This window comes from Agromyces sp. Y182 (assembly GCF_059445385.1).
On the sequence record NZ_JCAIUF010000001.1, the window covers coordinates 2,766,814 to 2,787,189 of the forward strand.

At 67.3% G+C, this 20,376-nt stretch carries 25 protein-coding genes and 1 tRNA gene; 16 read left to right on the plus strand and 10 right to left on the minus strand.

The features are described from left to right. Positions 1-50: 50 nt before the first annotated feature. The gene (locus tag AC1C2R_RS12655; protein ID WP_495352846.1) at positions 51-686 is read left to right on the plus strand and encodes a hypothetical protein; all 636 of its coding nucleotides are present in this window, start codon (positions 51-53) and stop codon (positions 684-686) included. Positions 687-749: 63 nt separating this feature from the next. Here the strand turns inward: AC1C2R_RS12655 and AC1C2R_RS12660 are convergent, their stop codons facing one another. Continuing rightward, the gene (locus AC1C2R_RS12660) at positions 750-1,220 is read right to left on the minus strand and encodes a hypothetical protein (protein WP_495352847.1); all 471 of its coding nucleotides are present in this window, start codon (positions 1,218-1,220) and stop codon (positions 750-752) included. 304 nt (positions 1,221-1,524) lie between these two features. Here AC1C2R_RS12660 and AC1C2R_RS12665 point away from each other — a divergent pair, with 304 nt between their 5' ends. Beyond that, a complete protein-coding gene (locus AC1C2R_RS12665) occupies positions 1,525-1,935 on the plus strand; it encodes a dehydrogenase (protein ID WP_495380157.1) in 411 nt (136 codons plus the stop codon). 78 nt (positions 1,936-2,013) lie between these two features. Here AC1C2R_RS12665 and radA read toward each other — a convergent pair whose 3' ends face one another. Then, positions 2,014-3,378, minus strand: a complete 1,365-nt coding sequence (radA, locus tag AC1C2R_RS12670) for a DNA repair protein RadA (protein ID WP_495380158.1) — start codon at positions 3,376-3,378, stop codon at positions 2,014-2,016. Positions 3,379-3,387: 9 nt separating this feature from the next. Beyond that, positions 3,388-4,218 (minus strand): SGNH/GDSL hydrolase family protein, encoded by an 831-nt coding sequence (locus AC1C2R_RS12675; RefSeq protein ID WP_495380159.1) that lies wholly within the window; start codon positions 4,216-4,218, stop codon positions 3,388-3,390. 323 nt (positions 4,219-4,541) lie between these two features. On the opposite strand from AC1C2R_RS12675, the gene AC1C2R_RS12680 reads away from it, so the two are divergent. The 6 genes from AC1C2R_RS12680 (at position 4,542) to AC1C2R_RS12705 (ending at position 7,886) form a co-directional block, all read left to right on the plus strand. Next, positions 4,542-4,631, plus strand: a tRNA-Ser gene (locus AC1C2R_RS12680). Between the two features lie 322 nt (positions 4,632-4,953). Next, a complete protein-coding gene (locus tag AC1C2R_RS12685; protein WP_495380160.1) occupies positions 4,954-5,295 on the plus strand; it encodes an immunity protein CdiI family protein in 342 nt (113 codons plus the stop codon). Positions 5,296-5,455: 160 nt separating this feature from the next. Then, the gene (locus AC1C2R_RS12690) at positions 5,456-5,971 is read left to right on the plus strand and encodes a DUF2975 domain-containing protein (protein ID WP_495380161.1); all 516 of its coding nucleotides are present in this window, start codon (positions 5,456-5,458) and stop codon (positions 5,969-5,971) included. A 345-nt stretch (positions 5,972-6,316) separates the two neighbouring features. Beyond that, complete coding sequence (locus AC1C2R_RS12695) at positions 6,317-6,742, plus strand: hypothetical protein (RefSeq protein WP_495380162.1); 426 nt, start codon at positions 6,317-6,319, stop codon at positions 6,740-6,742. After that, positions 6,739-7,296: an RNA polymerase sigma factor gene (locus AC1C2R_RS12700; RefSeq protein ID WP_495380163.1), complete on the plus strand. Its 558-nt coding sequence runs from the start codon at positions 6,739-6,741 to the stop codon at positions 7,294-7,296. Before AC1C2R_RS12695 ends, AC1C2R_RS12700 begins: the two co-directional genes overlap by 4 nt. Positions 7,297-7,673: 377 nt before the next feature. After that, positions 7,674-7,886, plus strand: a complete 213-nt coding sequence (locus AC1C2R_RS12705; protein ID WP_495380164.1) for a hypothetical protein — start codon at positions 7,674-7,676, stop codon at positions 7,884-7,886. Between the two features lie 1,064 nt (positions 7,887-8,950). On the opposite strand, the gene AC1C2R_RS12710 is transcribed toward AC1C2R_RS12705, so the two are convergent. Together AC1C2R_RS12710 and AC1C2R_RS12715 are read right to left on the minus strand one after the other, a co-directional pair. Beyond that, positions 8,951-9,475: a GNAT family N-acetyltransferase gene (locus AC1C2R_RS12710; RefSeq protein WP_495380165.1), complete on the minus strand. Its 525-nt coding sequence runs from the start codon at positions 9,473-9,475 to the stop codon at positions 8,951-8,953. Between the two features lie 714 nt (positions 9,476-10,189). Next, entirely contained in the window at positions 10,190-11,269 is a 1,080-nt protein-coding gene (locus tag AC1C2R_RS12715; RefSeq protein ID WP_495380166.1) for a DNA polymerase IV, read from the minus strand. Positions 11,270-11,383: 114 nt separating this feature from the next. On the opposite strand from AC1C2R_RS12715, the gene AC1C2R_RS12720 reads away from it, so the two are divergent. The 5 genes from AC1C2R_RS12720 to AC1C2R_RS12740 all read left to right on the plus strand — a co-directional run bounded on the left by AC1C2R_RS12720 (position 11,384) and on the right by AC1C2R_RS12740 (position 14,445). After that, positions 11,384-12,022, plus strand: coding sequence for a hypothetical protein (locus AC1C2R_RS12720; RefSeq protein ID WP_495380167.1), 639 nt, complete (start codon positions 11,384-11,386; stop codon positions 12,020-12,022). Positions 12,023-12,108: 86 nt separating this feature from the next. Then, positions 12,109-12,648, plus strand: coding sequence for a GNAT family N-acetyltransferase (locus AC1C2R_RS12725; protein WP_495380168.1), 540 nt, complete (start codon positions 12,109-12,111; stop codon positions 12,646-12,648). 85 nt (positions 12,649-12,733) lie between these two features. Then, a complete protein-coding gene (locus AC1C2R_RS12730; RefSeq protein WP_495380169.1) occupies positions 12,734-13,027 on the plus strand; it encodes a DUF6412 domain-containing protein in 294 nt (97 codons plus the stop codon). A 104-nt stretch (positions 13,028-13,131) separates the two neighbouring features. Beyond that, a complete protein-coding gene (locus AC1C2R_RS12735; protein WP_495380170.1) occupies positions 13,132-13,947 on the plus strand; it encodes a YidC/Oxa1 family membrane protein insertase in 816 nt (271 codons plus the stop codon). A 222-nt stretch (positions 13,948-14,169) separates the two neighbouring features. Continuing rightward, complete coding sequence (locus AC1C2R_RS12740) at positions 14,170-14,445, plus strand: GlsB/YeaQ/YmgE family stress response membrane protein (protein ID WP_056011036.1); 276 nt, start codon at positions 14,170-14,172, stop codon at positions 14,443-14,445. A gap of 68 nt (positions 14,446-14,513) precedes the next feature. On the opposite strand, the gene AC1C2R_RS12745 is transcribed toward AC1C2R_RS12740, so the two are convergent. Both AC1C2R_RS12745 and AC1C2R_RS12750 read right to left on the minus strand, forming a co-directional pair. Next, on the minus strand, positions 14,514-15,263 hold the full coding sequence (locus AC1C2R_RS12745) for a glutamine amidotransferase (RefSeq protein WP_495380171.1): 750 nt from the start codon (positions 15,261-15,263) through the stop codon (positions 14,514-14,516). Continuing rightward, complete coding sequence (locus tag AC1C2R_RS12750; protein WP_495380172.1) at positions 15,260-16,030, minus strand: LysR family substrate-binding domain-containing protein; 771 nt, start codon at positions 16,028-16,030, stop codon at positions 15,260-15,262. Before AC1C2R_RS12750 ends, AC1C2R_RS12745 begins: the two co-directional genes overlap by 4 nt. A 102-nt stretch (positions 16,031-16,132) precedes the next feature. On the opposite strand from AC1C2R_RS12750, the gene AC1C2R_RS12755 reads away from it, so the two are divergent. Further along, entirely contained in the window at positions 16,133-16,513 is a 381-nt protein-coding gene (locus AC1C2R_RS12755) for a DUF5997 family protein (RefSeq protein WP_495353247.1), read from the plus strand. Between the two features lie 16 nt (positions 16,514-16,529). Here AC1C2R_RS12755 and AC1C2R_RS12760 read toward each other — a convergent pair whose 3' ends face one another. Beyond that, entirely contained in the window at positions 16,530-17,183 is a 654-nt protein-coding gene (locus AC1C2R_RS12760) for an alpha/beta hydrolase (RefSeq protein ID WP_495380173.1), read from the minus strand. Positions 17,184-17,218: 35 nt separating this feature from the next. Between AC1C2R_RS12760 and AC1C2R_RS12765 the strand changes: the two genes are divergently transcribed. Then, positions 17,219-17,800: an NUDIX hydrolase family protein gene (locus AC1C2R_RS12765; protein WP_495352862.1), complete on the plus strand. Its 582-nt coding sequence runs from the start codon at positions 17,219-17,221 to the stop codon at positions 17,798-17,800. Between the two features lie 24 nt (positions 17,801-17,824). Here AC1C2R_RS12765 and AC1C2R_RS12770 read toward each other — a convergent pair whose 3' ends face one another. Next, complete coding sequence (locus AC1C2R_RS12770) at positions 17,825-18,859, minus strand: NADP-dependent oxidoreductase (protein WP_495380406.1); 1,035 nt, start codon at positions 18,857-18,859, stop codon at positions 17,825-17,827. Positions 18,860-19,188: 329 nt separating this feature from the next. On the opposite strand from AC1C2R_RS12770, the gene AC1C2R_RS12775 reads away from it, so the two are divergent. Beyond that, positions 19,189-19,656 carry a hypothetical protein gene (locus tag AC1C2R_RS12775; RefSeq protein ID WP_495380174.1) on the plus strand — a complete coding sequence of 156 codons (468 nt, stop codon included), beginning with the start codon at positions 19,189-19,191 and terminating at the stop codon, positions 19,654-19,656. A gap of 31 nt (positions 19,657-19,687) precedes the next feature. Here the strand turns inward: AC1C2R_RS12775 and AC1C2R_RS12780 are convergent, their stop codons facing one another. Further along, positions 19,688-20,191, minus strand: a complete 504-nt coding sequence (locus tag AC1C2R_RS12780; protein ID WP_495352865.1) for a GNAT family N-acetyltransferase — start codon at positions 20,189-20,191, stop codon at positions 19,688-19,690. Positions 20,192-20,376 lie beyond the last annotated feature (185 nt).

The window sequence follows — 20,376 nt, forward strand, 5'->3', positions numbered from 1 at the left end:
GCGCCGAGCGGATGCCGCGGGCAGCGGCATCCCGGTCGTACCCTGTGTGCATGTCGACGAACACACCGGCCGGGCGGCAATCGCCGCAGGTGTATCGACGTCGGCGACTCATCGTGCTGATCGGCCTCGTCGCGGTGATCATCGCGATCGTGCTCATCATCGTGCGTCCTGGGGCGAGTCAGGGTGAAGACGGCGCAGGGGGTGGACCCTCGTCGAGCGCCGACCCGACGACTGCGCCGGAGACGACCTCTATTCCGACCGAGCCGACCGCGGCCGACGGCGACCCGTGCGCGCCCGAGAAGATCTCGGTGGAGGCCGTCACCGACAAGTCGTCATACGAGGCGGGAGAGCAGCCGCAGTTGTCGGTGACGATCACCAACACCGGCAAGAACGTCTGCGTGCTGAACGCCGGCACGAACGCCCAGATCTTCACGATCATGAGCGGCACAGAGGTGTATTGGACCTCGACCGACTGCCAGGTCGACGCGATCGACGCCGAGGTCTCGCTGACTCCTGGTACGCCGGTCAGTTCGACTGTGCCGATCGTCTGGGACCGCACTCGCTCGACGCCCGAGACGTGCGCCGGCCCGCGCGAGACGGTGCCGGCCGAAGGTGCCTCGTACCACCTCGGGGTGTCGGTCGACGGTTTCGATTCGGCCGAGCAGAAGCAGTTCTTGCTCTACTAACATCCGCGTGACTCGTACCCGCGTACCCGCTCGTCGCTTGTGCAGGCCACGACCCGGCGTTCGTCATTTTGACCCGCGTACGGGGGCCGCGCGGTCAGGAGCCTCCGGCTTAGGTTCGTTGAGTGCGCGTCTGGCGTTCCCGGCCGAAGGGACGCGCACCACCACCTCGCCAGGCTGGTGGAGAGCGCCGGGGGTTCCCCCTCTGCTATCAAGCCCGCCCGGCGCTCTCGCGGGGGCGTTCCGCTGCTCCGGCCGAGGGTCTGCGCCAGAACGGTGCGGGTAGCCCGCGAACGCCGGCGCTGAGCCGGTGGGCGGGTCGAAGCGCACGAGCTCGTTGGCCGCATCGAGTGATGGCGCCGACGCCATGAGTTGCTGCTCTGCCGGGTCGAGCGCCCACTTGACGACGAGGTAGACCTCGCCACGCTTCAGGTCACGGTAGCGGCGGATGATCGCCTTCGGCACGAGCGCGTCGTTGCGGATGCACAGCCACGTGTCGCCGTCGTAACGGATCGGCTTCGGAAGACTGCTTGCCATGGTGCTCCTCGAGATGGAGCGCGCCGGCCCGCGCGGGTTTGTTTCGATGCTACGTGCGGCCCACGACAGAGTCTGAGGGCCAGGAAACGAGCGAATGCGCCGGCGCCGTGGGGTCAACGAGAACGCCGTCGTCTTCGTCGACACCTCGGACCCTCACGGTCCGGCACAGACAGCATAGGCTGCTTCTCTCTGAAATACACATCCCAGTCGAGGGTCGGTCGAAGAGCCTCCCGAGCGGATGCCCCGCAGTGCGCCCTGCGCGGACGGAGACGGGTGCGCGGCATCCGCTCGGTACCCTTGAGGGATGGCAGGCAAGGCAGAACGGAAGCAGTCGACGGAGCCCGTGGAGTTCCGTTCGCAGGCGCTCGCGCAGGCACTCGAACGGCAAGACGTGGCGGCGGTCGCCCTGGCCCTCCGCCACGGCAACACCGTCGTGCCGCTCGTGAAGCCGGGGCCGCGCGACAAGCCGCTCGACGGCGGCGAGGTGTGGACCTACCGCGACCCGAAGACCGGCGACGTCGCACTGCTGCTCTTCAGCGATGCCGCGAACAAGCCGGCGAACCTGCCGCCAGCGGTCGGCCTGCAGAGCCCGGGGTGGCTGCGGTCGTTCCTCAAGCGGTACGAGTCGACGATCACGACGGTGTTCCTCGACATCGCGGGCCCGCACCCGATGCAAGCGTCGCCCGGCGAGCTGTTGCGCGCGCTCGAGGCGTAGCGGAGTACGCCGAGTCGGCGCGCACGGCTCGAGTCTGCAGTGTGCGGCTGCGGCGCCCTGAGGAACCGTGTGAGGCCGTCAGAAGGCGGCGTCGAGCTCGCGTTCGCGCAGGCCGGTCGAGGCCATCATGGCGCGTTGCACGACGGCGTGCACGCTGCCGGCTTCGACGTCGAGGATGGTCGTGTAGCCGAGTCGGCGGGCCTCGGCGCCCCGCTGCTTCGCCGCAGTCACGGGGCGCACCTCGCCGGCGAGGCTGATCTCGCCGAAGGCGGCGAGCTCGTGCGGCACGGCACGGTCGCGCATGGCCGAGGCGATGGCGACGGCGATCGCGAGGTCGGCGCCGGGTTCGGCGAGCCGCACACCACCGACGGTGGAGACGTAGACGTCATGATCGCCGAGAGTTTTCAGACCGGCTCGGCGCTCGAGCACGGCGATGATCATGGCCACCCGTGACGGGTCGACGCCGTTGACGACGCGGCGGGGCTGCGGCGCCTTCGTGGACACGACGAGCGCCTGCACTTCGACCGGCAGGGCACGGCGCCCCTCGAGTGCGACGGTGACGCACGTGCCGCTCACGGCACTGCGCCCGCTCGAGAGGAAGAGCCCCGATGGGTCGGGCACCTCGGAGATGCCCTCGCCGGTCATCTCGAAGCAACCCACTTCGTCGGTCGGCCCGAAGCGGTTCTTGAGGGCCCGTACGAAGCGAAGGGCCGTTTGTCGATCGCCCTCGAACTGGCAGACTACGTCGACGAGGTGCTCGAGCAGACGGGGGCCGGCGATCGAGCCGTCTTTCGTGACGTGGCCGACGAGCAGCACTGGCAGCCGCCGCTCTTTCGCGATGCGGATGAGCGTCGACGCGACTTCGCGCACCTGGCTCGGTTGCCCGGGCAGACCATCGGAGAGGGATGACGATACGGTCTGCACCGAGTCGACGATGAGGAGCTCGGGGGCGATGGCGTCGACCTGCCCGAGGATCGTCGCGAGGTCGGTCTCTGCCGCGATGAAGAGCTCGTCGTGCAGGGCCTTCGTGCGCCCAGCTCGAAGGCGCACTTGCGCGACCGACTCTTCGGCGGTGACGTAGAGCACCCGCCGCCCGGTGGCTGCCACGCGCGCCGCGACCTCGAGCAGGAGTGTGGATTTGCCCACGCCCGGCTCACCCGAGAGCAGGATCGCGGCGCCCGCCACGATGCCGCCGCCGAGCACCCGATCGAACTCGCCGATGCCGCTCGGGCGGTGCGCGGCGTCTTCGGTCTGCACGTCGGTGATCGGGCGAGCGGTGCGCGCCTCGCCGAGTTGCACGGCCTGCACGGCGCGCACGATGCCCGTGGGCTCGGCGACGTCGACGACCGTGCCCCATTGCTGGCACTCGCTGCAGCGGCCAACCCATTTGACAGTGCTCCAACCGCACTCGGTGCAGCGGAACGTGGAGGTGGGGCGGGCCATGCCCCGAGACTAGCTGCGGCCGCCGACAGTGACCGCGTCGGCGCGCGCGCCGACGCCGAGGTGTGCGGCGGCCCGGGCGACAGCGGGCCGGAAGGCCTCGGCCCACACCGCGTACCCGTGGTCGTTCGGGTGGAACATGTCGCGCGCGAACTGCGTCAGGATGCCCCGGAGTCCCTGCCGCTTCATGATCTCGTGCAGCGGCGCGACGACGAGTCCGTGCTCGCGGGCGGCGGCACGGAGCATCCGATTCGCCTCGGCCACCTTGCGTTCGCTGTGCGGGAAGTAGAAGCACGGCAGGTCGGCGACGACGGCGCCGGCGGGCAGTTCGGCGAAGATCGAACGGATGTTGCGGTCGAACGCCCGGGGGCTCCAGTCGGCGATGTCGTTCGCGCCGATCGAGACCGTGACCACGTCGGGCCGCAGATCGCGGAACCGCGGCAATTGGTCGCGCACGGCGAGCGCCGTCGTCGCACCCGAGACGCTGAGGTTCACGACGCGCACGCTTCGCCCGGTCACCGCGCGCACCCCGTCGGCGAGTACGCCGACGTAGCTGCGGTCGGGCCGCGACGCGCCGATGCCCTGCGCCGCACTGTCGCCGATGGCGACGTAGAGCAGCTCGCCCTCGACCTTCGCGTGATCGCGCCACCACTTCGAGTGCACCGGCAGCGTGTCGTTCAGCGTCGACTTGTTCTCGCGCATGCGATCACGGAACCGGGGCACTCCGCCTGCACCGAGCAGCGTGACGGCGGACAGACGGATGCCGCGCCACACGCTCGTCGAGTCGGCCGAAGCGCGATTCGTGGCGGTAGCCGTCGCCTGTACGAGGAGTTCTGCGGTCATCACACGACGCTATGACCGTCGACTTCGAGTTGCCTGCGCGCGGACTGGGCGCGAGCTGGGCATGAGGCGTCTGGCGACGGTCTCACCCGACGGCGGTGGTGAGCAAGGGCGGCGCGAACGCGGTCGCAGTCGCGGTCGCGTGCCGGTCTCGAGGGCGTGCGGCCGCTCGATCTCTGCGGCAGCCGACGGGTCGAAGTGACGGATCACGCCGTCGAGGTCGAAGATCACCGCTCGGATCATGCACCCAGTATGGATTGTCGGCGCGTTGGTCGAGGCATCCGCTCGTTTTGGCACTGGCGCGCGCGTCGTCTAAGATCGTCCTCGGTACCGTGTCCGAGCGGCCGAAGGTGCAACTCTCGAAAAGTTGTGTGGGTGAAAGCCCACCGTGGGTTCAAATCCCACCGGTACCGCCACAGAAAACCCCTGGTAAAACAGGGGTTTTTTGCATTCTGAAATCCCTCATGGTGCAGCCGTGGTGTATTTCTCGCCATCTGGGCCGCTCAGCCGCAAAACAGCAGGGGAGTGACGCGCCGAATGCGACCTTGGACGCCTGAGAGGTTGATCGACTTCGTGCCGGTGCCGTAAAAGCCGTGGTTGACGGCGTTCGTTGCGTAGGCATCGCCGGCGGCGCAGCCGGGTCCACGTACCCCGATCGCGAACGGGGACACCGTGAATGCCACGTACCGCGCAGAGAGAGCGCTCAGAGCCACTGTTCGGCCGCGGTAGCCTCGCGGGATGAGTGGGATACCGACTGATCGACGCATCATCCGGCTGTTCCCGGACTACTCACGGGACTGGCCGCTCTGGGAGAACTCGACGCCGACATGGGACGTGGGCTACACGACCACCCCTGAGACATACGGCCTGTCTGAGAAACTCACCGCCGACATCGACGCCTGGAACAAGCTCTGGGAGGCCCACTTCGACCACGCAGAGGGGTGGGACAGCAGCGAAGTCCGCGACGGTTGGGGCGCCGACGGCGAAGAAATCGCTCGCCGCCTGCGCGAGGAGGTCGCCGACTACGCGGATGTGCGGTACGAGCCCTGGCCACTGCGCGGGCCGGTCCGAAGCGAGTAGCGGTGGCCTGAATTCATCGACCGGTGCGGGATGGGCCGTCGAGGGCACGCAAGCGGATCTCTCTGCGGATCGACCCGCAGAACTTCTAGCTGGCTTAGCCTGCCGCGCGGCGCGCGGTCCGGATTCTGTCCCGCACGGCTAACCTCATCGTCACTATCGTGTGAATGACGAAGGCGAGACGATTCTGATGATCATGTCCAAGCAGAACGTTCCAGTGGCGCGCATCGCCTTGGGCGCACTGTTCTTCGTCGCCCTGCTGATGCAGTTCTGGCTCGTTCCGAGCGTTGCCACCGAGTATGCAGCCCGATATCCCGAATATGCGGGCCTGGCGCGTCCATACGTCATCGTCGTCGGGGTCGCGATCGGATTGTTTGAGGTGGCCCTGCTCGCCGCGTGGCAGGTGCTTTCGGCCGCGGCCGCGAACACCCGCACCCGGCGAAAGAGGTGGTGGGCGATCGCCCTACTTGTGGCTCTCTGTTCGTCGGGCGCACTGTTCGCCGGTGTCTTCGTGCATGCCGGGTCCGTCGCAGGCGTCGGTGGGCCACCGATGCTCTTTGGTCTCCTCGTGTCCGTCGCGGTCGTCATCTGCGCGATCGTGCTGAGACGCAAGGCGATGGAATTCACACTTGAAGATGGCAACGATCGGGCGCCGCATCCTGCCAATGCTCGCCACTAGAGCCTCGGCGCTCTCAGCTCGCCCGCAAGCCGGTGCCTTACCGAAACACGCACCGTCCACACGGTGAAGCCGGCCGGGCACGTGGTCCTTCTTCAGGATGGGATTCCTGGTTCAGCGCGTTGAGTTCGGATTTGAGCCTTCGATTCGCGGTATGGACGTTTCGGGCACCAGCGGACATATATGTGTAAGTCGAACGATTGGATGGGCTACACGGTGAACGAGGATCTGGATGAGCTGCTGCGTCGATCGCAGCCCGAGTTGGCAGAGCGCAGCCCACGCCTAACACTCGCACTGGATGACCTGGTTGATGCACAGCCGCTTACGGCACGACGCCGATGGCGCCCGATGGTAACGGGCGGCTTCATCGTGTTCGCACTCGCGGGTGGCGCCTCTCTCGCCGCGGCCGCACCCGGCGTGCTCGCGTGGTTCGGGTGGACGGACAACACGACGTCGTACTCGCGGGGCGACGAGCTCTGCCATGAAGGATTCCGCGTGGTCCCTGCCTCGATCTCAGATCGGGAATCGGAATTGGATTCGCCGTCGTTGCAGGCTGCACAGGAGTACCTCGCGACGCTCGACATCAGCGCCGTCGACATCACGGCGCAACTCGCCGAACAGACCCGAAACGGCGGAGGACCCAGAAATCCCGAGTCCGCGGCGCGCAGCTTGGCCATCTCCGAGCTCATGGTGGAGCACGTCGCGAGCCTTGGCCTTCCCACCGAGGATGTGTCCTTGGAATCGGGCGGCCAATGCGACGGGGCCGATCGATGAGCCGCGCGTCAGGCCCGCGCGCGGCGGAACTCACCAGTGCCCTTCGCGCGAACGCGCCCGACCTCCTCGCCTACTTCGAACGACGCACTGAGCCGCGCGCAGACGCGGCGGATCTCCTCAGCGAGACCATGATCGTCGCTTGGAAACGCGTCGACCGACTCCCCGACGACGAAACCGAAGCCCGAAAGTGGCTGTTCCGCATTGCGTCACGAGTCTTATCCGTGTCCCATCGCGCGAGCCGCCGCCGGCACGCGGCAGTCGAGCGGCTTCGCGACGAACTCACCCGCGCGAATTTGGTCACGCCGAGCGAGATGGAGTCGCTCGAGGAGTCCGAGCACATACGTGCCGCCATAGCGAGACTGCCTCGCCACCTCCAGGAACTTGTCCGACTGATCCACTGGGACGGATTCAGTCTCGTCGACGCGGGCACCATGACAGGAACCTCCGCATCGACCGCCCGTTCACGGTACGCACGCGCCCGTGAACTCCTGCGCGCCGATCTCAGCCCAACGTCGATGGACGTGCGAACCACATCGGTCACAACCGAGCTGTAGCAACACCCGACTCACACAAGGAGCAGCACACGTGGATGTCCAGCCGATCGACCCCGCGGCAATCGATTTGCCCCCTACGAAGCCGATCGATATCTCGGACTACCTCCCGGACCCCTACGACGAGCCCACCGACTAGCCGAAACCACCCATCGTTCGACCATCCAACAGGGCAAGCGCCCTGGCATCAATCACGACCGAGAAAAAGTCCCCTGCATGAGTCCCACCCGTCGAAGCGCCAATCGTTTGCCGCTCTTGCGGGCATCTCGATCGCCCTCCTCATTGCCGGCTGCGCGAGCCAGAACGCGCCGTCGTCCTCGTCCGAGCACGTCGTCTCTTCAGCCACCGACCAACCACTCGACCGGGCTCAGCTTGACCTCTTGTACGACTACTACACAGGCGAGCTGACTCATTGTCTCCGCGAACGCGGCTTCGAGATTCCCACCGCTCCCAGCAGGCAGGAATTCCGTGAGTCGTACTACGACGAGCCATGGCTTCCTCACGCCGAGGCATATGAGGGCGCCGCTTCAGAAGCCGAATTAGCCGATCTGGAACAGGCCTGCCCCCAGCTACCTGAAACGCTGTGGGACTAGGGAAAACTCGGTATGAAAACCTCGAAGAGGGTCGCCCGATAGCCGAGCAGCCGGGCCAGATGCACCGCAGGGTCGGTGATCGCGTGGAACGCGTCGGAGCGGTCGCGCCGGGCAGGCGATCAGGGACCAAATCCTCGAGGATCTCGACCCGCTCGTGCCTGGAATTGCCTGGGGTACCGGGCCTCCCAGCAAACCGTTTATCCAGGGTGAGCCGCACCTCGGCGCCGTCAGCCGCGTATGCGAAGACGATCTGGATGCATTGGGATTCACCGGATGACCGCCGATGCCACGCAGAACACGCTCATTCGAGGCCGAGTCGAGCTGGTGGTTCGGCGAGAAGCTCCAGCACTCCTCGCATACTTTGAGCGACGCAGCCCATATGCGGAGGCACCGGATCTCCTCGGGGAAACGTTGCTCGTAGCATGGCGGCGCGCGGATGCCATGCCTGGCGATGATCTGGAAGCGCGTATGTGGCTCTTTGGGATCGCCCGAAGGGTGCTCGGCACCAGCCGGAGGGGCCGCGGGCGGCGGCACGCGCTCGTCGATCGTTTGCGAGATGACGCGCTCAGCAGCGCTACGTTCGCGCCGGCGCGGGACGACGAACTGCACGCGGCCCTCGCGGCCCTCGCGCCACAGGATGCCGAGATCATCCGTCTGCGGCACTGGGACGGATTCAAACTTGGCCGAGATTGCGCGGCACCTCGGCCGGCCCCCGGGGACTATCCGTAGCCGCTACAGCCGCGCATGCAGTGAATGCGACTCGCTCTGCAAAGCGGTGACCACTGACGACTCCCGCTCAGGGAACCTCGAGAGTTGGGAATCGTCACTTGATGGGCTGGTGCTCTACCCGTAGGCCGATCCACGTACGGGCAAGGCTAAGACCTAAGCACCGCGCAGAACGTCCGTTGACGATTCATACGTGACGTGTTTCACAACCTTCGTGTGTCGAAACCCATGTGTTATGAGGCACTTATGTTACGAGACAGATCCGGCTGGAGTGCCAACTAGCCCCGCAGTTTCGTCGCTCCGAGTCGACCGCGACGTCGCGCACGTTAGTGGACCCTCTACCGGGTGAGGTGTTGCCGGTCCACTGCATAGAGGCACTCACGAACCGCCCGACCATCGTCGCTATCCGACGTTGACACGAGGCTCATACCGATGCGCTCGCAAAGCGCCCTCGAGGGTAGATTCCCTTCGTCGGTCTTCGCCACGACCAGAACGAAGCCGAACGCGTCTAACGCGGCGTGGACGAGCGCAGCGACGGCTTCGGTCGCGAATCCCTGCCCACCTGAGGCCGGATCGAAGACGTAGCCCACCTCGGCTGTCTTCGGCTGATCGTCGAGCCACACGAGACCAACCTCACCGACCACTTCGGTGGCGTTCTGGGCCTCGACGAGCAGAACGAGTTCGTCACCGGCTTCAGAAAAGGCGGCATCTTCATATGTCGCGAGTTCCTCTTCAGCTTTCTCGCGTGTCCAAACACCCGCTCTGAGGTGGCGAGCGACGTCAGGGCGAGAGCGGTAGGCCAGGACCGCGTCCACATCAGTACGGCGGCAACGCCGAAGGTGAAGTCGAGCGGTGGTTATCACGTCATCGATGTTACCGCCGCGCCGCGCCCCGCCCCCTTGCTGGTCGGCTCTCGCACCCAGCTCGTTCCTGGCGGTCACCCCAGTCCCGTCGCCACAGCGATCCCCGGTAGCCTGCCCGATGAAAGCACCCGCAAGTTTGCGTTCTCCACGACACGGATTCTGCCTCGTAACTCTAGAGATTCGAGGCGTCTCGATGATCAGTCGGGGCTCAAGCCTGACAGCGCTGGAATTCGGCGGATTGGCGATTCTCATAACTATGTGTCATATCCGTGTGATCGGATCTGAGTACTCACCGTTGGTTACGAGATACCTGGAGCCCGGTGACGAAATTGATCGGCTACGCGCGTGTATCGACCCGACCGCAGTCAACTCAGCGGCAAGAAGCAGACCTTTTCGTGGCGGTGTACGGGTGTTCAGCGCGCAACGGGGCGACCACGACGACATCGTGAACGCAGTTGCGGCTTTCACCGAGTGTCCTGAAGCTCCCACCAGCGCCATGACGCTTGCGATTCGGGGCGGGCTTTGCATGGCGGTTTGGTTCGGGCGGCCGGCGCGCTGGATACCGTCATCGCTGCCTATGCAGTGGCGAATGATGCAACCGTGATCCACTTCGACCGCGATTTCGAGCTCCTCGCCAGCGTCGTTCCAGAGCTGAAGCAGGAATGGATCGTGCCCCGCGGCACGGCGTGCTAGCCCGGCGTCGACACGCCTCGCTCACCAACCGCTGCGCGTCGGCGTGTGCCCTTCGCGGGCGTCGTCGGGCATGGGCATCTCTGCCCGCAGCCCGAGCAGGCGGATCGGCCGATTTGGTTCGATCCTGCCGGCGAGCTCCAGCGCGCGGGCAAGCACCGTGTCGCGGTCGAACGTCTCCGCGACCTTCTTGGTGAAGACCTTGGTGAGGAACGGCGCGTACCGCACTTTGAGCGTGAGCCCGATCACCGGCCGGCCCTCTGCCGCGATGTCCTCGAGCACCCGGGTGACGAGCTCCCGCACGGCCGCATCGACCTGGGCGGGCTCAGTCAGATCCTGTTGGAACGTTGTCTCCCTGCTGTGCCCGCGGGCGACCCATGGTGTGTCGTCCACGACGTCGGCACCCTCGCCGCGGCCGAGCTGGGCGAACCAGGGCCCCATCTTCGGCCCGAATTCGGCGACCAGATCGTCGGGTGAGGTCGCAGCCAGCTCGGCGACGGTGGTGATGCCGAGCCCGGCCAGGCGACGGGAGATCTTCGAGCCGACACCCCAGAGGTCGATCGTCGGGCGTTCGCCCATCACCTCGAGCCAGTTGTCGACGGTGAGCCGGAACACGCCGCGAGGCTTGCCGAATCCCGTCGCGACCTTGGCACGCACCAGGGTGTCGCCGATGCCGACACTGCAGTGAAGTCGGGTTCGTTCGAGCACCGCCAGCTGCAGCATCCGGGCATATGCCTCTGGATCGTCGGTCTGCACGCCGACGAACGCCTCGTCCCAGCCGAGCACCTGCACGGTCGCGCCGGGCTGCGCGCGCAGTGTCGCCATGACTTCAGCGGATGCCGCGGTGTAGGCCTCTGCGTCGACCGGCAGAATCACGGCATCGGGTGCCTTGCGGGCGGCGATGCGCAGCGGCATCCCTGATCCGACGCCGAACTCACGCGCCTCGTACGACGCAGTCGAGACCACGGCGCGTTCGGTCGGGTCTCCTCGACCGCCGACGATCACGGGCTTGCCTGCGAGCTCCGGCCGTCGCAGCACTTCGACGGCCGCGACGAACTGGTCGAGGTCGACGTGCAGCACCCAGGACTTCCGGTGTCCGGTCACGGAACCAGTCTGCCTCGTGAGGCCGACGCTCCCACATCACCCGAACCGAGTGATTCGGAACATCGACGGCTTCGGTACCGTGAGCCGGTCCCGATCCGGACGACGAGGAGCACGATGTCCACCGAGCAGCCAGCCGAGTCGCGGACGCGTCAGCGGTGGGCGGAGGCGCGGGAGATCATCGCCGTCTTCCTGCTGTCGGTCACCGCGATCCTGACGGCGTGGTGCGGCTTCGAGTCCTCGAAGTGGAGCGGGCAGATGTCGATCGACTTCAGCCAGGCTTCCGCCGCGCGAATCAAGTCGGTCGACCTCGCGAGCGAGTCGCGCGACGCGCAGGCGGTGGACCTCGCCATCTACACCCAGTGGATCGATGCGACGGCGACGGGCGACACCGCACTCGCCGACTACGTGCGTGCTCGATTCACTCCGGAGTTCACGGTCGCGTTCGAGGACTGGCAGGCCGGCGGTGAGGACCTCAAGTCGCCGTTCGCCGAACCGAGCTATGTTCCGATCGGGAAGGAGGAATCGGTCGCGGCGGCGAAACTCGCCGACGAGAAGTTCGAGGCCGCGCTCGAGAGCAACCAGCGCGGTGACAACTATTCGATCCTCACGGTGCTCTTCGCGATGGTGCTGTTCTTCACGGCGATGTCCGAGCGCAACACCTCGCGCTGGCCCGGATGGTTCCTGCTCGGGCTCGGCGCCGTCGTGGCGATCGCCGGCGGGGTGATCCTCGCCACGTTCCCCGTGCTGGTGTGAGCTGGGCCCCGAATCGCACCCGGTGCTAGCGTGGATGGCCGACCACGTGGCATCCGTCGCCGTGGATTCCGCGGAGGGAACGCAGCGTGCATCAACCGGTCGAACTCGACGAGGGCCTCATATTCCGTGAACTCGCGATCGGTGACGGGCCCGCGCTCGCCGCGGCGTACACGCGCAACCGCGAGCACCTCGCGCCCTGGGAGCCCGCCCGAACCGACGACTTCTTCACCGCCGAGTTGCACCGGCGCGACGTCGAGGCATCGCTCACCCGACTCGAGGCGGGTCTCGCCGTGCCGTTCGTGATCGCCGACGGCGACGAGATCGTCGGCCGGATGAATCTCTCCGACATCGTGCGCGGCGCGTTCCAGAACGCGCACCTCGGCTACTGGATCGACGCCCGCTATGCCGGGCGCGGCCTCGCGACGACGGCGGTCGGTCTCGCCGTGCACGCGGCGCGCGGCATCGGTCTGCACCGCGTGCAGGCCGGCACGCTCGTGCACAATGCCGCGTCGCAGGCGGTGCTCGCCCGCAACGGGTTCGAACGCTTCGGGCTCTCCCGCCGGCACTTGCGCATCGCGGGGGAGTGGCAGGATCACGTGCTCTTCGAGCGGCTGCTCGAAAAGTGAGCCGAACCGCACCGGCCGCCGGTGTTAGCGTGGACCCACGCGAGCGCACCGGCACGGGCCGCCGCGACGACCGAGGGGAGCTGACGTGATCGAACTCGTCGTCGCCCTCTTCCGGGTCGCGCAGGCCTCGCTCGAGATCGCGCTCGCCTCGAACGCGCAGATGTCGATCGTGCTCCTCGGTGTCGTCGGAGCGGCCGCCGTCGCCGTGGTCGTCGTGGCCTGTCAGGCGTTGCCGGCGATCGTCGCCGCCGACGCGAGCGGCGCGGCCACACGGTTCCGGCAGACGGCCGACCCGTGGAGACTCCTCGCGCAGAGCGACCCCGACGCACCCGGGCGCGCTCGCCCGAGGGCGCCGGCTGGCGGCATCGCGGCCGCGTAGCGACACTCGACCGACGCCACCATCGCCCAGCGGGCGACGGCTCGGCGACCCGATTCCTCGCGGCCAGACGGATTCACACATCCCTCCGACCGCAAGGAACTCTCATGGACCTCTATGCCTTCCCGCCCATCGCCGCCATTCTCGACGGCGCACACGCCGTGCTCATGGCCCTCGCGGGCATCCTCGAACCGCTCATCGGCATCGCGAGTGCCGCTGCGGCCGTCGTGCTCGTCACCCTGCTCGTGCGCGCAGCACTCATCCCCGTCGGCGTCTCGCAGGCCAAGGCCGAACAGACGCGTTCCCGCCTCGCCCCGAAGCTCGCCGCGCTGCAGCAGAAGCACAAGAAGAACCCCGAGCGACTGCAGCGCGAGACGATGGCGCTCTACGGCGAGGAGGGCACCACGCCCTTCGCCGGTTGCCTGCCGATGCTCGTGCAGGCGCCCATCGTCGGCGTGATCTACGCGCTCTTCATCCTTCCGACGATCGCCGGGCACCCGAACGCGCTGCTCGAGCAGACCTTCTTCGGCGTGCCGCTCGGCTCGAGCCTCGCGGGCCAGATCGCGACCGGCACGCTGACGCCGGGCGCACTGCTCGTGTTCGGCGTCGTGATCGTCGGCATCGCCGTCGTCGGTGAGATCACCCGACGCGTCTTGCAGCCGCGCCCGGCCGCCGGTGGGGTCGCCACCACGAGCCGAGCGGATGCCGCGGCGAAGACCGACGCCGTAGGGGCATCCGCTGCCCTGCTCGCCGGGCCGGGAATGGCTCGAGCGCTCGGCGCACTGCAGTTCATCACCGCCGTGATCGCCGTGTTCGTGCCGCTCGCCGCCGCCCTGTACCTCTTCGTCACGGTGGCGTGGACGCTGTGCCAACGAGTGCTGCTGCGACGCAGTTATCCCCTGCAGGCGCCGCTGCCGGCGTGACGGTGGCGGTGCGAGCGGACGGAGCGGGCGCCCTCGATCTCACCCGAAGATCGGGGGCGTTCCGCTGTACCCGCGGGTGCTGTGCACGGCCGTCTTCCGCCGTCATTCTCGGCTCGAGCCCCCGGGTCATGCCCCATATCGTGTCGCGCGACACGCGCACAAGGGCTTGCCGACATGTGGTGAGCGGTGGTTTCGTAGGGGAATCAAACGAAGGAGCACAACATGAGTTTCCTCGCGTTTCTGATCCTCGGCCTCATCGCCGGGGCGATCGCCAAGCTGATCCTGCCTGGCAATCAGGGCGGCGGGTGGTTCGTCACCCTGCTGCTCGGCGTCGTCGGCGCTCTGCTCGGCGGCTGGATCGGCAGTGCCATCTTCGGCATCGGCATGGATCAGTTCTGGGATCTCGGCACGTGGCTCCTCGCCATCGCCGGATCGATCATCGTGCTGTTGATCTGGGGCCTCATCACTCGGGGCCGCAGCAAGAGCACGGCAGCCTGAGACCGTTCGGCTCGACGAACGCCGCGTGCTCGTCGGCCGGCCTCACCGGCCGGTCGACGGCACGCGGCTCATTCGCGTGCGCGTTCGAGGGCGAGCTCGGCGAAGCGTCTCAGCATGCGTTGCGGTTCGATGACGGATGCCGCGGCCAGCCGTTCGCCGACCTCGCGCAGTTCGCTCGCCGGGAAGTAGCCGTGGTGGCGATAGACCTGTGCGCGGGCGATGAAGTCGTCGGTCGACACCTCGGGGTGGAACTGCGTCGCGTAGACACCCGCGCCCACGCGGTAGATCTGCACGGGGCATCCTTCTGACGATGCCAGCAACCGGGCGTCCGCCGGCAGTCGCTCGGTGGCCTCCTTATGGCCGACGAGCGCGTCGAACCGCTCGGGCAACGCGCCGACGAGCGGGTCGGCCACGCCCTCGGCGGTGAGGCGGATCTCGACGGCCTGGGCCTGTTCGCCGTGTGCCGTGCCGACCTCGCCGCCGAGCAGCCGGGTCAGCACTCCGATGCCGTAGCAGGTGAGCAGGAGTGGGAAGTCGGCCGCGAGCGCCTGTTCGGCGAGACGGGCGAGATCGGACTCGACACGGCGCTGCACCTCGTGCTTGCCCGCCTCAGGGGTCGTCACGTTGAACGGGCTGCCGCCCACGACGATTCCGACGTAGTCGTCGATCGCGACATCGCCGAGGGGGTCGACGTCGAGGCGCACGTGTTCGAGGCTCCCGGCATCGACGCCCATCGCGCGGCGCACCGACTCGTACTCTGGGCCGACGGCCTCGACCTCGGGGCGTGCTGAGAGGAAGAGGAACCGCCTCTGCGTCATCGACCTCTCCGTCGGCTGCGCTGCTTCGCACCCCCGCCGGTGCGTGGCGCCGGCCGGCCGGCCGTGCCCCCGGCCTTGCCCTTGCCCCCGGACTTGCCCTTGCCACTGCCGGCCGCTTTGGCCGCCGCGGCCCGGCGTTCGGCGGCGGCGAGCTTCGCCGCCTTCGCGGGTTTCATCGGGGGCGGGTCGTCGGACGACCCACGCGAACTCTTCGCACCGCGGCCACGCACGACGGCGACGAACTCCTGGATGTCGGTGTCGTCTCGGTCGCGACGCCAGACCAATGAGATCTGCGTGGCCGGGGCATCCGTCACCGGAATCGCGACGACGTCTTTGCGGCGATGCAGCCGGGCGACGGACTGCGGCAGGATCGCATGGCCGGTGCCCGCGGCGACGAGCTCGACGGTCATCGCGGCATCTGGCTGCACGGGTGCGGGCGTCTCGTTCTCGAAGTCGGCGAGGGTGAGTTCATCGGCATCGGCGAGCGGATGCTCCTTCGCCAGCACCACGACCGCGAGTTCCTCCCAGAGGGCGACGGCGTGCAGGCCCTCGGTCTCGACGGGGAGTCGCACGAACGCGACGTCGGCCTCGCCCGCGAGGAGCGCGGTGAGTTGCTCGGGCTGTTCGACGACGAGCGCCTCGAGCGGAAGGTCGGGCCGGCGTTCGCCCCACACCTTGAACCATTTCGAGGGGCTCACGCCGGCGACGTATCGCAGTGTCAGTGTCACCCCGGCCCCCGTTCGCAAGCGGCCTCGCACAGCCTGCATCCAGCGTAGACGATGGCCGCCCGGCCGGCTCGGGTGGGCGGATGCCGCGCGACGGGCTACGGTGTGAAGGTGAGCCAGTCCCAGTCGAGAAACGCCCAGACCATGAAAGCGGAGACCGCAGCCAAGAAGCTCGGCATCCTCCTCGAGGCCGCGCCCGAGGAGTTCCGCACCGGGGTCGTCACGCGCGACGAAGTGGCTGCGCTGCAGGCCGACCCGCCCGAGTGGCTGCAGGTGCTGCGCCGTGAGGGACCGCACCCACGCACCGTGGTCGCGGCGAAGCTCGGCGTCTCCAACTCGGGCCTGGCCCGTGGCGAGGTCACCGAACCGCTCACGACCGCCCAGATCAAGGCGTTGCTCGAGGCCCCGCCTGCCTGGCTCGTCACCGAACGTGCAACGCAGGCCGCCGTGCGCGCCGAGAAGATCCGCGTCGCCGATCGCGACAAGGAGCGCGCCGAGCGCCGCAGCGGCGGCTCGGGCGTCTAGGTCTCGATACGCTTCGCTACTCGACCAGCGGTGTCGGGTAGCGGGCGGCGAGGAAGGCTGAAGCGTCGGCGAGTTCGCGCTCGGAAACCGAGTGGCCGAGTCCTTCGTAGATGCGTTCATCGAGATCCGCGTGCGTCGGCAGCCAGGCTTGCGTTCGAGCCACGGATGCCGCGGGGATCACCTCATCGAGTGTGCCGCGACCCCAGAAGACGGGCGGGGTGAGCTCCGACATCCGCTCATCGCCGTCGCGGTCGCCCGGCAGCGCGAAACCCGCGAGGCTCACCGCGAACGTGAAACGCTCGGGTGCGCGCCGGAGCAGCTCGAGCGCCATCGCGCCGCCCTGGGAGAAGCCGAGCACGCCGACCGACGAGACGTCGGGGGCCACCCGGTCGAGCCAATCGATGACGGCCGTCGTCGCGGCATCCGCCCCCTCGATCGAGAGCTCGACACCCTCGTCGGTGAGCGGGAACCACGCGTGACCGTAGCCCGTGAACGTCGGCGCACGGAGCGAGGCGATGGCCGGGGTGAGCGGCAGGTACGGTGTGAGACCGAACAGGTCGCCCTCGTTGGAGTTGTACCCGTGCAGCAGCACGAGGAGCGGACGACCCTCGCGATCGGCCGCGGATGCAGACCAGAGCACCGCCTCATCGTCGATCTGCACGGGAACCATGGGTCAACGCTAGTGGTGTGAGGCAGAATCAAGGCATGAGCGTACGCACTCCCGACCCGGACTGGAATCCCGACGACGATCCCGACGTCAGGCCGCCGGCGAATCCGGGATGGCTCACCGACCTCGAGCTCGCCGAGGTGCGGGGCCGGTTGCCGCTGCTCTACGTCGAGGCGGTGCCGGTGCGGGTCGACGGGCTCGGGCAGGTCACCGAGGTCGGCGTACTGTTGCGGGCGAACGCGGTGGGGGAGATGACCCGCACCCTCGTCTCAGGGCGGGTCATGTACGGCGAGACGATTCGAGACGCGCTGTTCCGCCATCTCGAGAAGGACCTGGGGCCGATGGCCTTCCCGTTGCTGCCCGCGAGCTCGGTGCCGTTCAGCGTCGCCGAGTACTTCCCGTTGCCCGGCATCTCGCACTTCACCGATGAACGCCAGCACGCGGTGTCGCTCGCCTTCGTCGTGCCCGTCACGGGCACGTGCGAACCGCGCCAGGATGCGCTCGAGGTGACGTGGATGACTCCCGAGGAGGCAGTGAGCGACGGCATCGCCGCTGAGATGGAGGGCGGACGCGGCTCGCTCGTCAAGCAGGCGCTCGCCTCGGTGGGCGCCCTGCGCTAACAGTCGCCGATCACTGGTCTCCGGTCAGCCGACTGTCACTACGACCTTGCCTTTGGCCCGACGGCTTTCAACGCGTGCGAAGGCAGCTGTCGCCTTGTCGAACGGGTAGATGCTGTCGATCTTCACTTCGAGGAAACCAGCGTCGATGAGGCTCGCCAGCGCGATCAAGTCCTCTCGGCTCGGGCGCATGGAGAGACGCTGATAGAAGAGTCCCTTGGCTGCCGCACGACGCCAGATACGCGAGGTCGCGAGGCGGAGTGCGCCGTCGAGGAACATCTCCCTCCCCGGCGCGAGCGCATAGTCCTGACTGATGGATCCGGGTGTCGGTGTCGCCGCGACGGAGACGACACGCCCGCGAGGTGACATCAGCTCGAAGATGCCGGCAAGATCTGTTTTCGGTACAAGATCGAATGCCGTATCGAACGTTCCCCAGCTCGCATCCACTGGCCGGGACCGATAGTCGATCACCTCGTCGGCACCGAGGCGAAGAAGTTCCTCTTCGCTGCTTGCTGAGGCCGTCGCCACGATGTGTGCGCCGAGTCGATTCGCGAGTTGGATCGCGAACATGCCGACCATGCTGGAGCCACCGGTGATCAGCAGGCGCTCGCCTCGTTTCACCATGAGCACGTCTCGAATCGCCTGGAGTGCGGTCGTCCCGGCCAAGGGAACGGCTGCCGCTTGCGCGTACGACAGCGTTCGCGGCGAGGGCGCGACCAGGTCCGCCGCGATCGCGACCTCTTCGGCGAGGGCGCCGAGGGAGGCCTTGTCGGTGCGTGCGAAGACCGCGTCACCGACGGCGACGGAGGTGACTCCTTCCCCGACGGCGGTGACGATGCCGGAGAGTTCGTTCCCCGGGACCAGCGGAAACCGGGTGGGACTGAAGAACCGGAACGCGCCTGTCCGTTGAAGGATGTCGATGGGGTTCAGGCCGATCGCCTGGGTTCTCACGACGACGTCGCCGGGACCGGTGACCGGACTTCGGCGTTCTCCGAGCTGGAGGACCTCGGGTCCGCCGAAGCTGGTGTATTCATATGCGCGAATGGGGTCCTCCGGTGGCAGTCAGCGCAGTCGACGAGGGTACGCAATCGATTGATTACTTTAGGTCCTAGCACGGCGACTCGAGATCCCGGAATTCTTGGCCAAAGGCATGTTGATCAACGTCATGCTCGCCACCCGAATGGACGACGACGACGACTCGGGACGCTGAGAGCGCGGAACTTCTCGACTCATGCGTACCCGACGGCATGCACCTTCTTCGCCTCGAACCAGCGACATGACCGTCCGTGGTTCTTGCCCCGTTGGACGTTTCCCGCCAGCATGTGCCTTGGACGGATGCCGACGGTGACACCGCATCGGCTCCGCGACGACGAGGAGTCAGCGTGAGTGGAGTGCAGGACAAAGCGAACACCGTGATGAACCCCCGACGCGGGACACGGGCTACGCGCCGGCAGCACGCATGGGCACCTCTGGTGTCATCGGCATCGATCGCGCTGCTGGTGCTGCTCAGCGGTTGCACGTTCGGTGAGCACTATGCGATTTTCGACCGGGAGGCGGAATCGGCCGATGCGCCTCCATCCGAGTTTGTCGATGACGAGCTCTACGACGTCGACACCCTTCGCTTCGCCACGGAGTATGAGGGCGACCGCCTCTACCTCGCGAAGGGCAGCGGCCCCGATGGGGGGATCTGCCTTCTCATCGACGGTCCTGAAGACGACGGCAGGTCGATGGCCTGCAGCGGCGGCAGCTGGGTGGGGTCGAATGGCCGCCACGAGTACCACGTGCACCCCGATGGCGCGCCGCTGCCCGATGATGTCTACACGGACCTGACTGAGAACGTCTCGGTCAAGACGGGGTAGGTCGATCGACGGGGGCTGCTATCGTCCGTTTTCAGCGGACGAGCCGAACCTCGTGGATCTCTTCGCCGAGGAACGGCTGCACCTGCTCCGCGCCATCGGCCACGAAGCCGTTGCGTGCGTAGAAGCGGTGAGCACGAGGATTGTCTGAGGCGACCCAGAGGTAGACGGCGTCGTCGCCGACGGCGGCGTCGAAGAGCTTCTGGCCGATGCCGGTGCCGTGGTAGGCGTCGAGCAGGTAGATGAAGAAGAGCTCGCGCTCGCGCGGCGGGTTCTCGTCTCGGGCGGGACCCGAGCCGACGAATCCGACGATCTCGCCGTCGACGAGGGCTGCGAACTGCGAGTACTCCTCGCCGCGCTCGGCGTAGTGGTTCCACAGCTCGGCCATGCGGCGAGGGGAGAGGTGCTCGAAGGCAGCGGCGCTGATCAGGTGGTCGTAGGTCTCGTGCCAGCAGGTGGCGTGTACGCGGCCGAGGGCCTCCGCATCGGAGTCTCTGATGGGGCGGACGACGACATCGGCAACGACTTCGGTGCTCATGTCCCGAGACTAAGCCAGCGCGCGCGTGCGGCGAAATCGACGCCGCCACGGCTCGCCGCCGGGCGTGTCGGCGTGCATCCGGCCGTTCGTTTCGATCATGTGAAGTCTCGCCGGTTCATGACCTCCGGGCTTGACGGGAGCGGAACACGTCCCCGTAATATGTCACCCACTACAACATCACGTAC